We start from the raw sequence: 19,359 nt of genomic DNA, 5'->3' as shown, positions 1-19,359 counted from the left end.
CGCGCCGGCCAGTGCCAGCGATGCCGATATCGATACGCTGATCAAGATCATCGAGAATGATCAAAGCCGGGCGGCGCTGATCGAGCGGTTGCAGCAATCGGCCAGCGCCGAGCCGGCGGTGCCGGCCGAAGCGCCGGCGGATCTGAGCATTGCCCGTCAGCTCGCCGAATATACCCGCAGCGTGGCGGAGGGGGCGTCGGCGACTTTTGCAGCAGTCGGTCAGGTGTTTTCCGATCTGCAACAGGGCTTTAGTGGCGCCGCCAATGGCGACCTGAATGCGCTGCGCGACATCGCCGTTGGCGTATTGCTGGTCGGTCTCGGCTTGTTCGGCAGTTTCCTCGTGCTGCGGCTGCTGGTGGTATGGCTGCAGGGCGTGATCGCCGGCCGCGTCGCCAATCGCGCCTGGTATGTGCGCCTGCTGGGCGCCGTGGGTGCCGCGGCCATCGATGGTGGCTCGGTGGTGCTGGCCTGGGCGATTGGCTATGTGCTGGCGCTCAGCGTCATCGGCGGCACGGCGGGACGGATGGGGATCAACCAATCGCTGCTGCTCAATGCCTTCCTCGTCGTGGAAATGAGCAAGCTGGTGGTGCGGGCGGTGCTGGTGCCGCGTCATAGCGCGCTGCGGCTGCTGCCTGTTTCGGACAGCAATGCGGCCTATTGGTCATTCTGGCTGGCGCGGGTCATTTCGCTGGTCGGCTATACCTTCATGTTCGTGTCGCCGGTGATTGCCGCCAACCTGTCGCTGGGGGCGGCGAGTGCGGTGCAGGCTTTGGTCATGGTGACGGCCGTGGTCATTGGCATCGTCATTGTGCTGCAGAACAAGCTTGATGTGCGGCACTGGCTCAATGAACTGGCGCACAAGCGCGAGAAGGATGGGCTGGGCCAGTTGTTCATGCTGGTCGGCCAGTTCTGGCACCTGGTGGCGATCGGCTATCTGCTGGCGCTGCTCGTGGTCTGGTTTGCCAATCCGGAACGGGCTTTGCCCTTCATGATCGCGGCCACGATCCAGTCGCTCATCGCCATTGTCATCGGCGCGGTCATTGTGGGTTTTGTCGGCCGCTTTGTCGGCGTCGGCCTGCGCCTGCCGGGGGATATCAAGGCGCGACTGCCGCTGCTTGAAGCGCGGCTGCATGCCTTTGTGCCCCGCGTCATGCAGGTGGTTCGCTGGGTGGTGATTGCCGGGGTGGTGGCGGCCATTTTGCAGGCGTGGTCGCTGTTCGATTTCCTGGGCTGGATCGGCAGCGAACAGGGCCAGCAGATCGCCGGCTCGATCGTGTCGGCCGCGCTGATCGTGCTGGTCTGCGTGGTGCTCTATGTCGTGGTCGCGTCCTGGGTGGAATATCGGCTCAATACCACGGTGGGCAAGGCGCCGACGCCGCGCGAGAAGACATTGCTCAACCTGTTCAAGAATGCCTTCACCATTGCTTTGGTGGTGTTCGGGCTGATGCTGGCGCTCGCCCAGATCGGGGTGAATATCGCCCCGCTCCTCGCCGGCGCCGGGGTGATTGGTCTGGCCATCGGGTTTGGTGCGCAAAAGCTGGTACAGGACATTATCACCGGCATTTTCATCCAGTTCGAGAATGTCATGAACGAGGGCGATGTAGTGGAGGCCGCCGGCAAGTCAGGCGTGGTCGAAAAGCTCACCATCCGCTCGGTAACCATTCGCGACATGACCGGCACGGTGCATCTGATCCCGTTCTCATCGGTGGACCAGGTCTCCAATATGGTGCGGGGCTATTCCTTCTATGTCGCCGAATTCGATGTCGCCTATGACAGCGATATCGAAGCGGTCAAGCAGGTGCTGCGCGATGCGTTCGTGGTGGCGATGCAATCGGAACACCGCGACATGGTGATCGATGATCTGGATCTGCAGGGCCTGGTGTCGCTGACCGGCGGGGCGATGAAAGTGCGGGCGCGCATCAAGACCATGGCCGGCAAGCAATGGGGCATTGGCCGGCTCTATAGCGAAACCGTCAAGCGTATGCTGGCCGAGCGCGATATTCGCAGCCCCTCCCAGATCGTCACCTACCGGACGGTGGACCGGCCGCAAATCCTGCCACCGCTGGATGACGAGGCCGCCACGCAACCGTGATCGCCTCGGGGTTTAGCCTTAAGCCGATCTTAATGTGATCGGTTAAAATAGTGATACGCGTCCTGTGCGGCACACTGGACGCGCGGGCGGGGCCTGTTTGCTCCGCCACCGTGACTGAAGTACCTGGTATCACGAGGCCCGCCATGCACCCATCCGGCAAGAAGATTGCCTTTTTCCGCCGCCTGCCCATGCTGGCTCTGACCGCGCTGTTGGCGTTTGGCACTATTGTGCCGGCCTTTGCCAATAGCGCCGATTTCGTGCGCCGGCTGTGGCCCGATGCGCAGGCGCAGGGGGTGAGCCGCACAGCTTTTGACGCGGCCTTTGCCGGGTATAGCTTTTCGCCCAAGATCATGGAGCTGACGCGCAAGCAGCCCGAATTTTCTCAGACCGTGCAGCAATATGTCGATCGCCGCGTCACCGATGCCCAGGCCGGCAAGGGCAGGGCCATGCGCAGCGAATGGAACCAGACCCTGACCGGCGCGCAGCAGCGCTATGGCGTGCAGCCGGAAATCGTGTTGGCGATCTGGGGCATGGAAACCAATTTCGGCGGCTTTATGGGCGGCGAGAACACTATCCATGCGCTCGCCACCTTGGTCGAGGGCGGCTATCGCGCCGACTTCTTCAAGCGCGAGCTGCTGACCGCCTTGCGCATTATTTCGGATGGCAATGTGAGCCCCGCTAACATGGTGGGCTCCTGGGCTGGCGCCATGGGGCATACCCAGTTCATGCCATCGAGCTTCATGGCCTATGCGGTCGATTATAATGGCGACGGCCGGAAGGATATCTGGAACTCGATACCTGATGCGCTCGGCTCGACCGCCAATTATCTCAAGAGCTTCGGCTGGCGGCCGGGCGAGACCTGGGGCTATGAAATCAAGCTGCCCGCCGGCTTCAATTTTGCCGCCGCACGGCAATTGGAGCGGGCGCCGCTCAGTCAATGGCAGGCCATGGGCATTACCCGGGTTTCGGGCAAGCCATTCCCGCGGCAGAGCGATGTGGCGCGGATCTATATGCCGGCCGGAGCAGCGGGGCCATCCTTCCTGCTGCTGCACAATTTCGATGTGATCAAGCGCTACAACAATTCGGACAGCTATGCTCTGGCCGTCGGGCACCTGGCCGACCGGATCATCGGGGGCGGGCAGTTCGCCGCGCCCTGGCCATCGGGGGATTATGCGCTGAGCAAGGATCAGCGCGCCCAGGTGCAATCGCTGCTGGCGCGGGCTGGTTATGATGTGGGTTCGCCCGACGGGGTGATCGGCCCGAAGACGCGGGCGGCGGTGATGGCCTTTCAGAACCGGGCGGGCGTGGTCGCTGACGGACATGTGTCCGGGCGGCTGCTGGATATGCTCAAACGCTAGGACCAACCGCCCTTCAGCTGATGCTGGCCTGCAAATGGCAGTTTTCTGCGCTTCCGGTCCTCACGTACCCAAAAGTACGTTCCGGTCCGGTTCTCGCAAACCACCATTCTCGGCTCAGCCTGAGCTGAAAGTCGATTGGTCCTCGTGTCAACGTTAACCTATCGTTAACCAATTGCGCCCAGATTTGTCGGCGCTTAAGTAGAGGGCAGGCGCGTCTCGGACCATTGAGACTCCTGCCCTCGCCCATTCTGGATGGCCATAAAATCCTCCGCATTGGGCGCTAGGCACCCCTCATTCTCCGCTGAAAACCAAGATGGTCATGACCCGAAATCCCTTGCTGCTGCGCCCGATCCTGATGGCGCTGATGGTGTTGATCGCGATCCACCCGGCGCCCAGCATGGCGCTGTCGCTGCTCGATCCGTTCAACCTACCGGCGGCCATGGATGCCGGCACATCCAAGGTTGGCGACGGCATCGCCTATGCCGATGGCCCCCGCCACAAGCTGGACGTTTACGCCCCCGAGCAGCGCGGCGCGCCGGCGCCGGTGGTCTATTTCATCTATGGCGGCGGCTGGAACCGGGGCGAGCGCAGCGATTACCAATTCGTCGGCCGGGCCCTGGCGGCGCGGGGTTTTGTCACCGTCATTGCCGATTACCGGCTGGTGCCCGAAGTGCGCTATCCGGAGTTTCTGGAAGACAATGCCAATGGTCTGCGTTGGGTGCAGGACAATATCGCCCAATATGGTGGCGACCCCAATCGGGTGTTCCTGGCCGGGCATTCGGCCGGCGCCTATAACGCGGTAATGCTGGCGCTCGACCCGTCTTTCCTGCGCGAATATGGCGTGACGCTGTCGATCCTGGGCGTTGCGGCCCTGTCGGGGCCATATGATTTCTACCCGTTCGAATATGGCGAAGTGCGCGATGCATTTGGCGATGCGCCCAATCCGCAGGGCACGCAGCCGATTAATCTGGTCACCTCCGACACCCCGCCCATGTATCTGGCGACGGGCACCACCGACCCCATCGTGCGGATGCAGAATACCGAGCGTTTCGCCCAGAAACTCAAGGATAGCGGTATCTGGGTCACCACCAAATATTACAATGGCTTCGGCCATATGGAGCCGGTGATTGCCATGGGGGCGATGTGGCGTTGGCGCATGCCGGTGCTCGACGACATGGTGAGTTTTTTCCAGATGTTCGGGGCGTTTCCGAGCGGGGTGCCGTATGTCGCGGTGGCGCCGGAGCCGCCCGAGCAATTGCCGGAATCGATCGCGCCGATGGACCAGATCATCCAGCAGATGGATGCCATGTTCCAGCCGATCCAGAAATAGGCACAGCGCCGGAGAATCGCGCTAGCTTGCTCGCATGAGCGATCATTTGCGATTTTCCGGCGCCAGCCACGAGGTTCAGGTCGAGACCGTTAAAGCCATCATCCGGCGGCAGCCGGTGCTGATGACTATTCTCCAAAGGCTGCGCGACATGGCCTTGCCCGACCCGCTGCTGGGGTCTGGCGCGATCTATAATTCAGTGTGGAACGAGCTGACCGGAAAGCCGCCGCTGACCGGCATCAAGGATGCCGATGTCGTTTATTTCGACGATAGCGACCTCTCCTATGAAGCCGAGGACCGCGTGATCCGCCGCGCGGCGGCAGTGTTCGGCGATCTGCCGCTGCCGGTCGAGGTGCGCAACCAGGCGCGGGTGCATTTGTGGTTCCCGCAGAAGTTCGGAACGCCCTATCCGCAATTGCGCAGCAGCGCCGAGATGATGGACTATTTCGCGTCCAAGACCCATGCGGTCTCGGCGCGGCTCGAGGATGACGATGCGATCAGCATCTTCGCGCCATTCGGGCTCGATGACATATTCTCGTTCCGCATTACGCCCAATCCGGCGCTCGACAACCGCAATACCCATAACGCCAAGGCCGAGCGCAACAAGGGCATCTGGCCTGAACTGACCGTGGTGCCATGGCCGGATTGATCAGGCGGGATCGAACCTGACTGACTCGGCCGAGCGCTGCACCGGGCCGTGGAATACGGCTTCGATATTGTTGCCATCGGGGTCGAGCACGAAGGCGGCGTAATGGCCGGGATGGTAGTGCCGCTCGCCGGGCGGACCATTGTCGCTGCCGCCGGCGGCGAGGGCGGCCTTGTGGAAAGCATCGACCATGGCGCGGTCCTTGGCCTGAAAGGCCAGGTGGATATGGGTGGGCACGGTCCTGGCATCGGCGGCATCGACGAACAGCTCATCGACCTGGAACCAGTTCTTGCCCGATTGCTCGATCCTGTGGCCGAGCACGGCCAGCACCTTTTCGTAGAAATAGCGCGTATTGGCAAAATTCCTGGCACGCAAATGGACATGGTCGATGAGGCGGCCGGTGTGCCAGGTCATGGATAATCCTCACGCAAAAAGACCGCCCAGGGGATAGCCGGGCGGTCCATAGAAAATAGGCAAAAAGCTTATTCGGCTTCGTCGGCGGAAGCGGAATTGAGCTGGCCGTATTTTTCTTCGCCGATCTTGGAGAGCAGCTCGAGCTGGGTTTCGAGGAAGTCGATGTGACCTTCCTCGTCGGTCAGCAGGGCCTCGAACAGGTTCTTGGAAACATAGTCGCCCAGGCTTTCGCACAGCTCGCGGCTGGCCTTATAGGCGGCGCGGGCATCGTATTCGCCGGCAAGGTCGGCTTCGAGCACTTCCTTGATGGTCTGGCCGATTCGCAGGGGCGCGACGCGCTGCAGGTTCGGATGGCCTTCGAGAAAGATGATGCGCTCGATCAGGCGATCGGCGTGATGCATTTCCTCAATTGATTCAGCGCGTTCCTTGGCGGCGAGCTTCTTATAGCCCCAGTCGTCCAGGAGACGGAAGTGCACCCAATACTGGTTCACCGCGCCGAGTTCGAGAAAGAGGGCCTCGTTAAGCCGCTCGATGACTTGTGCTTCGCCTTTCACGACGTACTCCACTCTGCTGTTTCTTGAGCTTCTCCAGCCCGGTCTGAATGTGGATCAGATCGGCAGGCGGATGGGCTTGCTGCGAGTGGTAGTTTTCGGTGACGCGAACAATAATGTCCACCACATTCGGCACGCAACCGCTGCATTTGGCGCGACGGTTAAGTTCGTTATAGACCTTGGCCGGAACCACCAATTGCCATGGGTCGGCCTTGAGAAGGTCGAGAACGATGTCCTCGATTTCCTTGGACGTGATCATGTTGCATTGGCAGACGAGCATTTGTGCCGGCTTGTCAGGGTGGAGCTTGCTGGGCGGCATAAAGCGTGCAGCATTCATGATTGTCAATGTCAGAAATTAATATCGCCGAACACATTTGCCGGAAATGGGGCTCAGCTATCGGCCTTCTGCTGGCGGCGGGCGGCGATGACCGCGGCAAGAGCCGCCGTGCGATGCGCGGTCGAGAAGAATTCGCGATGGGCCAGGATGAATATGGTGGCAAGGCACGTGGCGATGGCCAGCCATTCGGAGGCGAACCAGGCCACCGTCGCCACCGAGAAATAATAGGCACGGATGCCGCTATTGAAATTCTTGGCGCCCAGCGCATTCATGCGGGCAATGGCCTCGATCTCGTCATCCGGCGTCTCCACATTGTGGTCGAGCGCGCCCAGCATGATGCAGAAATGGTTGAACTGGCGCAGCGACAGGGTGAAGGCGAAAAACGCCAGCACGAATAGCGCCAGCATGACCACGAGATGGATTTCCACATCGCTGACCGAATAGGCCCGGTCCAGCGACAGGGAATCGAGCGCTGCCATCAATGTCGGCAATTGCCCGAACACGGCAAACACCGCCAGCACCATCAGCACTGCCGTTGAGGCGAGGAAACTGACCGATTGCATGATATTGCCCGACAGGATGGCGTCGAACGGGGTTTCACGCTTGGCGGCATTGGCGACCCAGCGCCGGCGCTGCATGTTCATGATCACCGAGAGCGAGGGCCGTCGCCGCTCGATCCAGGGCACAATGATATTGTAAGCGAAATAGCAGATCAGCGGCAGGATGGTGGAGATCAGCGTGATCGACAAGGTCATACCCCCGGAGTGATTTGCTTCACTTATAGCGCGGCCGTGAAAAAAGGCGACGGCATCAACCGCCGCCCTTGAAACCTAGATCGTGCGCGGCCAGCGGCGGTGGATCGCCTCGATCGCGGTCAGAACTTCGGGCGAGAGGGTGAGCTTGGCGGCGCCGATGGCATTGGCCAATTGGGCCGTGCTGGTGGCGCCGACAATCACCGAGGTCATGAACGGCCGGGTGAGCGCGAAGGCGATGGCCATCTGCGCCGGATCGAGGCCGTGTTCCTGGGCCAGGGCGACATACTCCTTGGCGGCAGCCTCCGAATAGGCATTGAGGCGCCAGAAGCCCTTCTGGTAGTCCGCACGGCTGCCGGCAGGAATGGCGCCATCGAAATATTTGCCGGTCAACAGGCCGCCAGCGAGCGGGGAATAGGCCAGCAGCCCCACCTGTTCATGGTGGCTGAGTTCAGCCAGATCGAGATCGAAATGGCGGCGCAGCAGGTTATATTCGTTCTGTACCGAGACCAGGCGTGGCAGGTTGCGGGCCCCGGCAATGGCCAGCCATTGGCTGATGCCCCAGGTGGTTTCGTTGGAGACGCCGGCATGGGCAATCTTGCCCTCCTTGACCAGCGCGCCCAGGGTTTCGAGCATGTCCCCGATATTGTCGAGTACGTCGGCTGTGTCCTGCCTATGGGGCGCATAGGTCCAGGAGCCGTCGAAATTATAGCTGCCGCGCGAGGCCCAATGGACCTGGTAGAGCTCGATGCGGTCGGTCTTGAGGCGCTTCAGACTCTGTTCGAGCGCGATGCGGATGGTGGCGCCATCGGGGCGGGCGCCGTTGCGAATATGGCTGCTACCGCCGCCACCGATCTTGGAGGCCAGGATCCACTGGTCGCGCTTGCCGCTCTGAGTGAACCAATTGCCGATGATCTCCTCGGTGCGCCCGGACGTCTGGACGCTGCCCGGCACAGCATAGAGCTCGGCGGTATCCATGAAATTGATGCCGGCCTCAAGCGCCATATCAATCTGGGCATGGCCTTCGGCTTCGGTGTTCTGGCTGCCCCAGGTCATGGTGCCAAGGCAGATTTCGGTGACCCGCAGCTCGGTGCGGCCCAATGGCTTCAATTTCATGAGCAAATTCCAGATGATCGGGGGAAACGGGAGGCGGCAATAAGCGGATAAAACGGGCAGCGGCGGCAGACAAGGCGCTGAACCGGTATAAGTGTCAAAAAAGCGTCATGGCGGACCGTTTAGGGGTTGAGCTGAGCGAATACACCCCCTATATACGCCTCACGTCGCGACCACCGGGTCGCCGTGATGACCAAGCCAACCGGCATTGTTATCAACGTTTTGACGCGGGATGGAGCAGCCCGGTAGCTCGTCAGGCTCATAACCTGAAGGTCGCAGGTTCAAATCCTGCTCCCGCAACCAAAAAAGCCCAGCAAAGCCAAGTGCTTTGCTGGGCTTTTCCTGTTCTGGGCCAGCGGTTCGGCGGACAGGCTGGCATTTGATCCGGGCGATGCCGGCCATGGCGTCCTTATGAAATCCTTATGCCACGGCGTCGCATTCCATATGGAAATCTGACGGCGCATGGGCGCAATGAATGGGCCTCAATTGGAGGCTCGTTATGCTCGACCTTGCATTTATTGCTCTTGGCGCCGGCACGTTGATCGCTCTGGCGATCTATGCCGCGGCGCTGCATCGCCTGTGAGCGGCACCATGCTCATCATCGCTTTTCTTATCGCGCTGGCGCTGGCCGTTTACCTTGTGGTGACGCTGCTGGCCCCTGAGCGCTTCTGATCCTTCGGAGCCAGATATGTCCCTCATTGGCTGGCTGCAAATCGGCTTCGTGCTGATTGCAGTCCTTCTGCTCGTCAAACCGCTCGGCCTTTATATGGCCAAGGTGTTTTCCGGCGAGCGCACGTTTCTTTCGCCCGTACTCGCTCCGGTCGAGCGCGGCTTTTATGCGCTGGCCGGCGTGCGCCCCGACAAGGAGCAGGGCTGGCTCGGCTATACGATCGGCGTGCTGCTGTTCAGCCTCGTCGGGTTCCTCTTTCTCTATGCCATCTTGCGGCTGCAGAATGTGCTGCCGCTCAATCCGCAGGGTTTTGCTGGCGTGCCGCCGGACCTGGCCTTCAACACGGCGGCCAGTTTTGTCACCAATACCAATTGGCAGAGCTATGGCGGGGAAACCACGATGAGTCATCTCAGCCAGATGCTGGGCCTCACCGTGCAGAACTTCGTGTCTGCCGCCACCGGCATTGCCGTGGCCATGGCGCTGACCCGGGCCTTTGTGCGCTCGGGCGCCAGTGAGCTGGGCAATTTCTGGGTCGATCTGACCCGCGCCACGCTTTATGTGCTGCTGCCGCTCGCCATCGTGGTGGCACTGGCTTTTGTCGCCATGGGCTTGCCGCAGAGCCTTGATGCCAGCTTTACGGCCACAACGCTCGAAGGCGTGCAGCAGACCATTGCTACTGGCCCCGTTGCCAGCCAGGAAGCCATCAAGCAATTGGGCACCAATGGCGGCGGGTTCTTCAACGTCAATGCCGCCCATCCGTTTGAAAACCCCAATGCGTTTTCCAACTATCTCAACATCATCGCCATGCTCGGCGTCTCGGCTTCCCTGGTCTATGCCTTCGGGCAGATGGTGGGCAATCGCCGTCAGGGCTGGGCACTGATATCGGTCACGGTGATCATGCTGGTGATCGGCACCGGCGCGATTTATTGGGCCGAGACGTTTGGCAACCCGCTGCTGACCGCGGCGGGCGTCGATCCCTCGCTCGGCAATATGGAAGGCAAGGAAGTCCGCTTCGGCCAGGCCATGTCGGCGCTCTATGCCGCCGTCACCACGGGCCTATCGAATGGCGGCGTCAATGCCATGCATGGCTCGCTCACCCCGCTTGGAGGCCTCGTGCCCATGTTCCTGATCCAGCTGGGCGAAGTGCTGCCCGGCGGCGTCGGTTCGGGGCTTTATGGGCTGCTGGTCTTTGCCATTCTCGCCGTTTTCGTGGCGGGCCTGATGGTGGGCCGCACGCCCGAGCTTTTGGGCAAAAAGATCGAAGCGCGCGAGATGAAATTTGCCATGCTGGCCATTCTCATCCTGCCGCTGACTATATTGGGTTTTACCGCCGTCTCGGCGGTGGCCGAATTCGGCACCAGCTCGATCCTCACCCCCGGCCCGCATGGGCTCAGCGAAATTCTCTACGCCTATACGTCGGCAGCGGGGAATAATGGCTCGGCCTTTGGCGGGCTGACGGCGAACACGCCCTGGTACAATACCACGCTTGGCATCGCCATGCTGCTGGGTCGCTTTGCCTATCTCGTGCCAGTGCTGGCCATTGCCGGCGGGCTGGTGGCCAAGCCACACGTGCCCGCCTCCTCGGGCACGTTCCCCACCGACAGGCCGCTATTCGTGGGCCTCCTCATCGGCATCATCATCATTCTGGGCGGGCTGCAATTCTTCCCGGCCCTGGCTCTGGGTCCCATTGTCGAGCATTTCGCCATGCTGGCCGGGCAGAGCTTTTAGGAAATCAACATGTCCACTTCCGCCAAATCCATTTCCATTCTCTCGCCCGCCATTCTGGTGCCGGCGCTGCGTGACGCGGTGATCAAGCTCGATCCGCGCCAGCTGATCCGCAATCCGGTGATTTTTGTCACTGAAGTGGTGGCTGTGCTGGTCACTGCCATCTTTGTTCAGGACCTGTTAGGGGGCGTGGGTGCCGGTTTTTCCGGCCAGATCGCGCTCTGGCTATGGTTCACGGTACTGTTCGCCACTTTCGCCGAAGCCGTTGCCGAAGGGCGCGGCAAGGCGCAGGCGGAGAGCCTGAAACGCAGCAAATCGGACCTCGTCGCCAAGAAAATGCTGTTCGCCAATCAGAGCGGCAATAATGGCTGCGAGGTTATCCCGGCTACGGCGCTCAAGATCGGTGACATCGTCTTGGTCGAGGTCAATGACCTTATCCCCGGCGATGGCGAGGTCATCGAAGGGGTGGCCTCGGTCAATGAAAGCGCCATCACGGGCGAGTCTGCACCGGTGATCCGCGAGGCGGGCGGGGATCGCTCGGCCGTGACCGGCGGCACGCAGGTGATTTCCGATTGGCTCAAGGTGCGCATCACCACCAAGCCCGGCGAGAGCTTTGTCGACCGCATGATCGCGCTGATCGAAGGGGCCAAGCGGCAGAAGACGCCCAACGAAATCGCGCTGTCGATCCTGCTCTCCGGGCTGACGCTGGTGTTCCTGATTGCCGTGGTGACGCTGTACGGGCTGGCGCTCTATTCGGGCACGACGCTGTCGGTCGCCGTGCTCGCAGCTTTGCTGGTCACACTGATCCCCACCACGATTGGCGGCCTGCTCTCGGCCATCGGCATTGCCGGCATGGATCGGCTCATCCGCTTCAATGTCATCGCCACCTCGGGCCGGGCGGTGGAAGCGGCGGGGGATGTCGATACGCTGCTGCTCGACAAGACCGGCACGATCACCTTTGGCAATCGTATGGCGTCCGAGTTTTTGCCGGTGTCGGGGGTGAGCGAGAAGGAGCTGGCCGAGGCGGTACTATTGGCCTCGCTCTCCGACGAAACCGCCGAGGGGCGCTCCATCGTGGCGCTTGCCAAGAGTGATTTCGGGCTCAGTGAGCCGCGCATTGTCGGCAATGGCACGACGACCATCGCCTTCTCGGCGCAGACCCGGATTTCGGGCATCGACATTGAAGGCAGGCGCATTCGCAAGGGCGCGGTGGATGCCGTGCTGCGGTTTGTGGGCCTCGACAAGGCGCAGGCCAGCCCCGAATTCAACAAGGCCGTGGGTGCCATTGCGCGCACCGGCGGCACGCCGCTGGCTGTGGCGGAAGCCGATCGCCTCCTGGGCGTCGTCCATCTCAAGGATGTGGTCAAGCCCGGCATCAAGGAGCGGTTTGCGGCCCTGCGCGCCATGGGCATCCGCACCATCATGGTCACGGGCGACAATCCCGTCACGGCCGCGGCCATTGCCTCGGAAGCGGGGGTGGATGATTTCCTTGCCGAAGCGACGCCCGAGCAGAAGCTGGAGTTTATCCGCAAGGAACAGACCGGCGGGCGGCTGATCGCCATGTGCGGCGACGGCACCAATGATGCCCCTGCTTTGGCGCAGGCCGATGTGGGTGTCGCCATGCAATCGGGCACCCAGGCGGCGCGCGAGGCAGGCAATATGGTGGATCTGGATTCCAGCCCCACCAAGCTCATCGAGATCGTCGAGATCGGCAAGCAGATCCTGATGACGCGCGGCTCGCTCACTACCTTCTCCATCGCCAATGACGTGGCCAAATATTTCGCGATCATCCCGGCTTTGTTCCTGGTCACCTATCCGCAGTTGGGCGCGCTCAACATTATGGGGCTCACTTCGCCGCAATCGGCCATCCTGTCGGCGGTGATCTTCAACGCGCTGATCATCGTGGCGCTGATCCCGCTGGCTTTGCGCGGGGTGAAATACCGCCCGGTTGGCGCCGCGGCGCTGTTGTCCCGCAACCTGCTCGTTTACGGCCTGGGGGGCCTGGTCGCCCCGTTTATCGGCATCAAGCTGGTGGATATGGCCGTGACGGGATTGGGGATCATTTGATGGCCCCGATATCACCGCGCCGCCTCCCTCCCCCTTGAGGGGAGGGAATGAGGGTGGGGGTCGGCGAGCCTCGCGCAGAAGCCGCAAAGACCCCCACCCTAGCCCTCCCCTCAAGGGGGAGGGGACGACCGAACCACCACCGCGCCTTCAAAGAAGCCCAAAATGCTCAACCAAATCCGTCCTGCCATCGTCCTCACCGTCCTGCTCTCGGCCGTCACGGGCCTCGCCTATCCCCTCGCCATTACCGCGGCGGCGCAGGTCGCCTTTCCCGAACAGGCCAATGGCAGCCGTATCGAGCGGGATGGCGTTACCATCGGCTCCGAATTGATCGGGCAGAATTTCGCCGAGCCGAAATATTTCTGGCCGCGTCCTTCGGCGACCGGGCCCGAGCCCTATAATGCGGCTGCATCCACCGGCTCCAATATCGGGCCGACCGGCAAGGCGCTGGTCGAGCGCGTTGCGGCCTCCGTGCAGGCCATGGGCGGTGGACCAGTGCCGGGTGATGCGGTCACCACGTCGGGCTCGGGGCTTGATCCGCATATTTTTCCGCAATATGCCGCCAGCCAGATCGCGCGCGTTGCCAAGGCGCGCGGGGTTGAACCAGCAGCAATCGCCAAGCTCGTCGCGGATGTGACGGAAGGCCCGGCTTTGGGTATATTCGGGGAAATGCGCGTCAACGTGCTGCGCCTCAATCTGGCGCTGGACGCGGCCGCTCCCCTCGGGAATTGATATGGCTCGCCAGACCGAAACAGACAGGCCGGACCCCGCCGTCCTGCTCCAGCTTGCCGCGCGCGAAGGCCGTGGCAAGCTGACGGTGTTTCTGGGTGCGGCGCCGGGCGTGGGGAAAACCTATGCCATGCTGGAGCGGGCACGCGGGCTCAAGGCCAGCGGCATGGACGTGGTCATTGGGCTGGTCGAAACGCACGGCCGCAGCGAAACGGCGAAGCTGGCCGAGGGCATTGAAGTGCTGCCGCGCCAGGGCGGTGACACGCCCTATGGCGAGTTCGATCTCGACGCGGCTTTGGCCCGGCGGCCGGCTTTGCTGATCGTGGACGAATTGGCCCATACCAACGCAACCGGCTCGCGCCACCCCAAGCGCTACCAGGATATTGCCGAACTGGTCGGCGCGGGGATCGATGTGTGGACGGCGCTCAATATCCAGCATCTGGAAAGCCTCTCAGACCTCGTCGCCCGCACTGCCGGCATTCCGGTGCGCGAGACGGTGCCCGACGTGGTGCTCAAGCGGGCCGATGAGGTGATCCTGGTCGATCTGCCACCCGCCGAGCTGATCGCCCGGCTCAATGCCGGCAAGGTCTATCTGCCCGACAATGCCAAGCGGGCGCTGGACGGCTTTTTCAAACCCGCCACGCTGACCGCCCTGCGCGAACTGGCCCTGCGCCGCGCCGCCGACCGGGTGGATGACCAGATGGTGGATTTCCTGCGCCAGAGCGCGGTGGAAGGCCCCTGGGCCACGGGCGAGCGGCTGCTGGTCTGCGTCGGCCCCGATGCCATGTCGGAAAGCGTCGTGCGGGTGGCCAGCCGCCTCGCCTCGGGGCTCAATGCCCGCTGGCTGGTCGTGTCGCTGACGCGGCCCGGCTCACCTCTGCCCGCGCCCGCCGATGCCGAACAGCTGGAGCAAACCCTGCGCCTGGCCGAGCGGCTGGGCGGTGAAACGCGGCGCGAAAGCGCCAGTGATTTCGTCGACGCCATCCTGCGCATCGCCCGGCGTGAGCATATTACCCAGATCGTGATCGGCCGGCCGGCGATCAGAAGCTGGCTCCGCCGCTCGCTGCCCGATGCGCTGCTGCGCGGGGCCGGCGAGATCGGCATTCACATCGTGCCCGGCGAGGGCTCGGCTCCTTCCCGCCGCGCCCGCAAATGGCCCAGCCTGCCGGAATGGGCGCTGACCCTAGGCCTGCCGCTACTCTCGGTTGGTGCCACGACGCTGTTCGGCCTGGGCCTGACGGCGCTGGTCGCGCTGCAGAACCTCTCCATGCTCTATCTCGCTGCGGTGCTGCTTTCGGCGGTGATTGCCGGGCGCGGCTCGGCGCTGATCGCGGCGGGGCTATCGTTCTTCGCCTATAATTTCTTCTTCATCGAGCCCACCGGCGAATTGACCGTGGCCCAGCCGCAGGAAGTGCTGTCGCTGGTCATCTTCATCGCCGTGGCCTTGGCGGCTGGGCAATTGGCCGCCCGCCTGCGCGAAAGCGCCACGCTGTCCCGCCAGCAGGCGCGGCAAAGCCAGGCTTTGCTCGATTTTTCCCGCAAGCTCTCGGCTGCCCATGGGCAGGAAAGCGTCGTCGACGCCATTGCCAGCCATCTCAATGCCAGCCTCGGTCGCCCCGCCATCGTGCTGGTGCCCGACGAATCCGGCGACCTGTTGCCCACCGCCGCCTGGCCGCCCGACCAGGCATTGGGCGCGGCCGAACTCACCGCTGCTCGCTGGGCCTTCGACAAGAAGGAGCCGGCCGGATTCCTGACCGGCACCCTGCCGCAAATCCATTACCTGTTCCGCCCCATCATCTCGGCGCAGCGCCTGCTGGGCGTAGCGGGCCTGGTCATGGGTCCGCGCGATATTCCTCTGGCGCCGGATGAAGAGCGCACCTGGATCGCCCTGCTCGATCAATCCGCCATAGCGCTGGACCGGGCCCGCCTCACCCGCGAAAGCGCCAGGGCCTCGGTGGCGCGCGAAAGCGAGAAGGTGCAATCGGCCCTCCTTTCCTCCCTCTCGCATGATCTGCGCACCCCGCTCGCCTCAATCACCGGGGCGGTGACCAGCCTGCGCCAGCTGGGCGACAAGATGCCGGCCGAAAGCCGGGCCGACCTGCTGCTGTCGATCGAGGAAGAGGCGGGGCGGCTCAGCCGCTTTGTCGCCAATCTCTTCGACATGACCCGGATCGAAGCGGGTATGATGAAGGCACGACGCGAGCCGATCGAGCTTGCCGCCATTATCGACACCAGCACCGCCCGGGCCCGCAAATTGCATCCTGATCTGCTCATCGAAACCAGCATCGCGCCTGGCCTGCCCCGTGCGCTGGGCGACGCGGTGCTGCTCGAACAGGTGCTGTTCAACCTGCTCGACAATGCCCGCAAATATGGCGGGGCGAACCTGCCCGTCACCATCTATGCCCGGGCCGAGGATGGCGAGGCGAGCATTGCGGTGACTGATCAGGGCAAGGGCATTCCCGAAGCCGATCTCGAAAAAATCTTCGATAAATTCTATCGCCGCGCCAAGGGCGATGGCCGCCCTGCCGGCACGGGCCTGGGCCTGTCCATCGCGCGGGGCCTGATGGCATCCATGGGCGGCTCCATCAAGGCAAGCAGTCCCGCCATTCGCAAGCGCGGCACCCGCATCACCCTGCGCCTGCCCTTGGCCGAGCCGGGAAGGGCCAGCTGATGCAGCAGCGTATCCTCGTGGTCGATGACGAGCCGCAAATCCAGCGCTTCCTCAAACCCGCATTGCTCGCCGCGGGTTTTGACGTCGAAACCGCCGCGACCGCCGCCGACGCCAAGCGCCTCGCCGCCACCCGCGCGCCGGCGCTTATCGTGCTCGATCTCGGCCTGCCCGACGGCGATGGCAAAACCGTCATTGAAACTGTGCGGGCCTTCTCGGCAGTGCCTATCATTGTCCTCTCCGCCCGCGACCAGGAAATCGAGAAGATCGCGGCGCTGGACCTGGGCGCCAATGACTATGTCGAAAAGCCCTTCGGCATTGGCGAATTGCTCGCCCGCATCCGTGTCGCGCTGCGCCAGGCCGGGTCAGGGGAGGCGCACCCTAGCCAACAGCGCTTTGGCAATCTGGTGCTCGATCTCGAATTGCGTCACGTGCTGGTCGATGGCGTGCCGGTGCATCTGACGCCCAAGGAGTTCGATCTCTTTGTTCTCCTCGCGTCCCATGCCAATCGGGTGGTCACCCACCGCCAGGCGCTGACCAGCATTTGGGGACCGGCTCACCAGGACGATGTGCAATATCTGCGCGTCGTCATCGGCCAGCTGCGGTCCAAGCTTGAAGCGGACCCCAAGGCCCCAAGGCATCTGGTCAGCGAGGCTGGCGTCGGCTACCGGCTAATGGAATAGCCGCGATGCATTGACTTCGCCCCGCCGCTCTACCACAACGCCTCGAAGAGTTATCGTGAGCGCGGATATCGGTCGGTGAGTCACTAGCATGGCCATTCCCAATGCAGTTGCGGGCCTGTTGCGGCGTCCCGCCCGGTTGGGCGACGAAGTCTATTCGGCCATTTTCGCGCGCATCATGTCCGGGGAAATCGGGCCGGGTGGGCGCATAGGCGTTGATGCCCTGGCGCGGCAATTGGGCGTATCGCAAACCCCGATCCGCGAGGCTTTGGGGCGGCTCGAGGCCGAGGGGCTGGTCGTCAAGACGCATCTGGTGGGCTATAGCGTGGCGCCGCAATTGAGCGCCCGCCAATTGGCCGAGCTTTATGAAATGCGGCTGCTGATCGAGCCCTTTGCGGCGCGCAAATGCGCCGAGGTGATGCCCGAGGCGGTGATTGCCCAGATCGAGGCTTTGTGCGCCGATATGGCGGGATTGGCCAATGCCGAAGGCCTGGATGCCTATGCCCAGTTCGGCCAGCTCGACATGGCGTTTCACGACCAGATTGCCGTCAGTGCCGACAATGCCTTGCTGTTGCAGGCGCTGGCAGGGCTGCATGCCCATGTCCACCTGTTCCGGCTGGTGCGCGAGCCCCGCGTGACCCGGACCGTGCTGGACGAGCACGAGGCGCTGGTGGCCGCCATCAAGGCGCGCGATCCCGCTGCCGCCGAGCAGGCCATGCGCCGCCATATCGAGCGCTCGCATGCCCGGTTTGCGGCGGCGTGAGGAACTGGCTAAGTTGCGGCCTCGTCTGAGTTGGAGCCTTGTATGAGTTCTCGTATCGTACCCGTCATCCTGGCCGGCGGCCAGGGCACGCGGCTGTGGCCGATGTCGCGCGCGGCGCGGCCCAAGCAGTTTTTGCCGCTGACGGGGGCACAGAGCCTGTTCCAGCAGACGCTGGAGCGGGTGGCGGACGGGCAGGTCTATACCCCCGCCATCATCATCACCAATGCCGATTACCGCTTCATCGTGGCCGAGCAGGCCAGCGAAATGGGCGCGCCGCTGGCCGGTGTGCTGCTCGAGCCGGTCGCTCGCAATACGGCGGTAGCGATCGCGGCGGCTGCAGTCTATGCGCGCAATACCTTTGGCCCCGATGCGGTGCTGCTCGTGCTGCCATCCGATCATGATGTGGCTGTGGATGCTGGCTATCTGCAGGCGGTGCAGCAGGCGGCGACCGCCGCCGCCGAGGGCCGCCTGGTCACTTTCGGCATCGTGCCGACGGCGCCTGAGACGGGCTATGGCTATATCAAGGCCGGCGCTGGCTTGGGCGAGGGCGTCAGCGCGGTCGAGCGCTTCGTCGAAAAGCCCGATCTGGTACGGGCCGAACAGATGCTGGCCGATGGTGGCTATCTGTGGAATTCGGGCATGTTCATGATCGGGGCCGAGGCATTCCTTGCCGAATGCGCGGCGCTGTCGCCCGAGACGCTGGCCGCGGCCAGTGGCGCTGTGGAAGCGGCACGGATTGATCTGGATTTCGTGCGGCTCGATGAGGCGGCATTCGCCACCGCGCCCAATATCTCAGTCGATTACGCGATCTTTGAAAAGACCAGCCGGGCCGCCGTGGTCGCGGTCAGCTTCGGCTGGTCGGACCTGGGCAGCTGGGACGCGGTCTGGAAAGCCCAGGAGCATGACGCCGCGGGCAATGCCGGCAGCGGCGCGGTGACGTTCAGCAATACCTCCAATTCGCTGGTCGTCACCGATCACGCCCATGTCGCCATCGAAGGGCTGGACGATGTCGCGGTAATCGCCAGCGAAGACGCCATCTATGTCGGCAAGCTCTCCGAAGCGCAGAAAGTGGGGCCGCTGGTCAAGCTGCTGCGCGCCGGCAAGGAGACTGTGGGGCTGACCGAAATTCACCGCACCGCCTATCGGCCCTGGGGCGGCTATGCCTCGGTGCTCAATGGCGAGCGTTTCCAGGTCAAGCGCCTCTTCGTCAAGCCGGGCAAGAAGCTCAGCCTGCAAAAGCATCATCACCGTTCCGAACATTGGGTCGTGGTGCGAGGCACCGCCGAAGTGACGCTGGATGGCGTGGTCACCATGCTCAGCGAGAACCAGTCGATCTACCTGCCGCTGGGCTGCACGCACCGGCTGGCCAATCCGGGCAAGATCGAGCTGGAATTGATCGAAGTGCAGACCGGCTCATATCTGGGCGAGGACGATATCATCCGCATCGAGGACGAGTTCGGGCGGGCTTAG

Annotated in this window: 17 protein-coding genes and 1 tRNA gene (1 of these 18 only partly in view); 13 read left to right on the top strand and 5 right to left on the bottom strand. The window is 63.0% G+C overall.

Going from position 1 to position 19,359, the window contains the following annotated elements:
* The 4 genes from ACI3KW_RS20105 to ACI3KW_RS20090 all read left to right on the top strand — a co-directional run.
* Window positions 1-2,092, top strand: the 3' portion of a protein-coding gene (locus ACI3KW_RS20105) for a mechanosensitive ion channel domain-containing protein (RefSeq protein ID WP_404849566.1). The gene continues 77 nt to the left of window position 1, outside the view; 2,092 of the gene's 2,169 nt are visible here — the last part of the coding sequence; its start codon lies off the left edge, out of view; it ends in the stop codon at window positions 2,090-2,092.
* A gap of 143 nt (window positions 2,093-2,235) precedes the next feature.
* A complete protein-coding gene (locus ACI3KW_RS20100) occupies window positions 2,236-3,450 on the top strand; it encodes a lytic murein transglycosylase (protein ID WP_404849565.1) in 1,215 nt (404 codons plus the stop codon).
* A gap of 319 nt (window positions 3,451-3,769) precedes the next feature.
* Window positions 3,770-4,780 carry an alpha/beta hydrolase gene (locus ACI3KW_RS20095; protein WP_404849564.1) on the top strand — a complete coding sequence of 337 codons (1,011 nt, stop codon included), beginning with the start codon at window positions 3,770-3,772 and terminating at the stop codon, window positions 4,778-4,780.
* 34 nt (window positions 4,781-4,814) lie between these two features.
* Window positions 4,815-5,426 carry a nucleotidyltransferase family protein gene (locus tag ACI3KW_RS20090; protein ID WP_404849563.1) on the top strand — a complete coding sequence of 204 codons (612 nt, stop codon included), beginning with the start codon at window positions 4,815-4,817 and terminating at the stop codon, window positions 5,424-5,426.
* Here the strand turns inward: ACI3KW_RS20090 and ACI3KW_RS20085 are convergent, their stop codons facing one another.
* From ACI3KW_RS20085 to ACI3KW_RS20065, 5 genes are all read right to left on the bottom strand, one after another.
* Window positions 5,427-5,837, bottom strand: a complete 411-nt coding sequence (locus tag ACI3KW_RS20085) for a VOC family protein (protein ID WP_404849562.1) — start codon at window positions 5,835-5,837, stop codon at window positions 5,427-5,429.
* 68 nt (window positions 5,838-5,905) lie between these two features.
* The gene (gene bfr, locus ACI3KW_RS20080; protein WP_035103068.1) at window positions 5,906-6,391 is read right to left on the bottom strand and encodes a bacterioferritin; all 486 of its coding nucleotides are present in this window, start codon (window positions 6,389-6,391) and stop codon (window positions 5,906-5,908) included.
* A complete protein-coding gene (locus tag ACI3KW_RS20075; RefSeq protein WP_113123676.1) occupies window positions 6,357-6,668 on the bottom strand; it encodes a (2Fe-2S)-binding protein in 312 nt (103 codons plus the stop codon). Before ACI3KW_RS20075 ends, bfr begins: the two co-directional genes overlap by 35 nt.
* A 110-nt stretch (window positions 6,669-6,778) precedes the next feature.
* Complete coding sequence (locus ACI3KW_RS20070) at window positions 6,779-7,474, bottom strand: DUF599 domain-containing protein (protein WP_404849561.1); 696 nt, start codon at window positions 7,472-7,474, stop codon at window positions 6,779-6,781.
* Between the two features lie 81 nt (window positions 7,475-7,555).
* Complete coding sequence (locus ACI3KW_RS20065; RefSeq protein ID WP_404849560.1) at window positions 7,556-8,593, bottom strand: aldo/keto reductase; 1,038 nt, start codon at window positions 8,591-8,593, stop codon at window positions 7,556-7,558.
* A gap of 223 nt (window positions 8,594-8,816) precedes the next feature.
* Here ACI3KW_RS20065 and ACI3KW_RS20060 point away from each other — a divergent pair.
* The 9 genes from ACI3KW_RS20060 (at window position 8,817) to ACI3KW_RS20020 (ending at window position 19,359) form a co-directional block, all read left to right on the top strand.
* Window positions 8,817-8,893 (top strand) — tRNA-Met (locus ACI3KW_RS20060).
* 276 nt (window positions 8,894-9,169) lie between these two features.
* A complete protein-coding gene (gene kdpF, locus ACI3KW_RS20055) occupies window positions 9,170-9,262 on the top strand; it encodes a K(+)-transporting ATPase subunit F (RefSeq protein ID WP_162740466.1) in 93 nt (30 codons plus the stop codon).
* A 16-nt stretch (window positions 9,263-9,278) separates the two neighbouring features.
* Complete coding sequence (gene kdpA / locus ACI3KW_RS20050) at window positions 9,279-10,988, top strand: potassium-transporting ATPase subunit KdpA (protein WP_404849559.1); 1,710 nt, start codon at window positions 9,279-9,281, stop codon at window positions 10,986-10,988.
* Between the two features lie 9 nt (window positions 10,989-10,997).
* Window positions 10,998-13,052 (top strand): potassium-transporting ATPase subunit KdpB, encoded by a 2,055-nt coding sequence (kdpB, locus tag ACI3KW_RS20045; RefSeq protein ID WP_404849558.1) that lies wholly within the window; start codon window positions 10,998-11,000, stop codon window positions 13,050-13,052.
* Window positions 13,053-13,214: 162 nt separating this feature from the next.
* Window positions 13,215-13,781, top strand: a complete 567-nt coding sequence (gene kdpC / locus ACI3KW_RS20040; protein ID WP_404849557.1) for a potassium-transporting ATPase subunit KdpC — start codon at window positions 13,215-13,217, stop codon at window positions 13,779-13,781.
* Window position 13,782: 1 nt separating this feature from the next.
* Window positions 13,783-16,449 (top strand): ATP-binding protein, encoded by a 2,667-nt coding sequence (locus tag ACI3KW_RS20035; RefSeq protein WP_404849556.1) that lies wholly within the window; start codon window positions 13,783-13,785, stop codon window positions 16,447-16,449.
* The gene (locus ACI3KW_RS20030) at window positions 16,446-17,129 is read left to right on the top strand and encodes a response regulator (protein ID WP_404849586.1); all 684 of its coding nucleotides are present in this window, start codon (window positions 16,446-16,448) and stop codon (window positions 17,127-17,129) included. Before ACI3KW_RS20035 ends, ACI3KW_RS20030 begins: the two co-directional genes overlap by 4 nt.
* 88 nt (window positions 17,130-17,217) lie before the next feature.
* Window positions 17,218-17,889 (top strand): GntR family transcriptional regulator, encoded by a 672-nt coding sequence (locus tag ACI3KW_RS20025; RefSeq protein ID WP_404849555.1) that lies wholly within the window; start codon window positions 17,218-17,220, stop codon window positions 17,887-17,889.
* Window positions 17,890-17,931: 42 nt separating this feature from the next.
* The gene (locus ACI3KW_RS20020) at window positions 17,932-19,359 is read left to right on the top strand and encodes a mannose-1-phosphate guanylyltransferase/mannose-6-phosphate isomerase (RefSeq protein WP_404849554.1); all 1,428 of its coding nucleotides are present in this window, start codon (window positions 17,932-17,934) and stop codon (window positions 19,357-19,359) included.

This window comes from Devosia sp. ZW T5_3 (assembly GCF_044987315.1).
Taxonomy (GTDB): domain Bacteria; phylum Pseudomonadota; class Alphaproteobacteria; order Rhizobiales; family Devosiaceae; genus Devosia.
The sequence above is the reverse complement of the archived record's forward strand: the minus strand, read 5'-3'. Positions and strand labels throughout refer to the sequence as shown.

Coding starts and splice junctions, on each gene's coding strand:
- ACI3KW_RS20100 (WP_404849565.1), top strand. CDS start 2,236: ATGCACCCATCCGGCAAGAAGATTGCCTTTTTCCGCCGCCTGCCCATG.
- ACI3KW_RS20095 (WP_404849564.1), top strand. CDS start 3,770: ATGACCCGAAATCCCTTGCTGCTGCGCCCGATCCTGATGGCGCTGATG.
- ACI3KW_RS20090 (WP_404849563.1), top strand. CDS start 4,815: ATGAGCGATCATTTGCGATTTTCCGGCGCCAGCCACGAGGTTCAGGTC.
- ACI3KW_RS20085 (WP_404849562.1), bottom strand. CDS start 5,837: ATGACCTGGCACACCGGCCGCCTCATCGACCATGTCCATTTGCGTGCC.
- ACI3KW_RS20075 (WP_113123676.1), bottom strand. CDS start 6,668: ATGCTCGTCTGCCAATGCAACATGATCACGTCCAAGGAAATCGAGGAC.
- ACI3KW_RS20065 (WP_404849560.1), bottom strand. CDS start 8,593: ATGAAATTGAAGCCATTGGGCCGCACCGAGCTGCGGGTCACCGAAATC.
- kdpA (WP_404849559.1), top strand. CDS start 9,279: ATGTCCCTCATTGGCTGGCTGCAAATCGGCTTCGTGCTGATTGCAGTC.
- kdpB (WP_404849558.1), top strand. CDS start 10,998: ATGTCCACTTCCGCCAAATCCATTTCCATTCTCTCGCCCGCCATTCTG.
- kdpC (WP_404849557.1), top strand. CDS start 13,215: ATGCTCAACCAAATCCGTCCTGCCATCGTCCTCACCGTCCTGCTCTCG.
- ACI3KW_RS20035 (WP_404849556.1), top strand. CDS start 13,783: ATGGCTCGCCAGACCGAAACAGACAGGCCGGACCCCGCCGTCCTGCTC.
- ACI3KW_RS20025 (WP_404849555.1), top strand. CDS start 17,218: ATGGCCATTCCCAATGCAGTTGCGGGCCTGTTGCGGCGTCCCGCCCGG.
- ACI3KW_RS20020 (WP_404849554.1), top strand. CDS start 17,932: ATGAGTTCTCGTATCGTACCCGTCATCCTGGCCGGCGGCCAGGGCACG.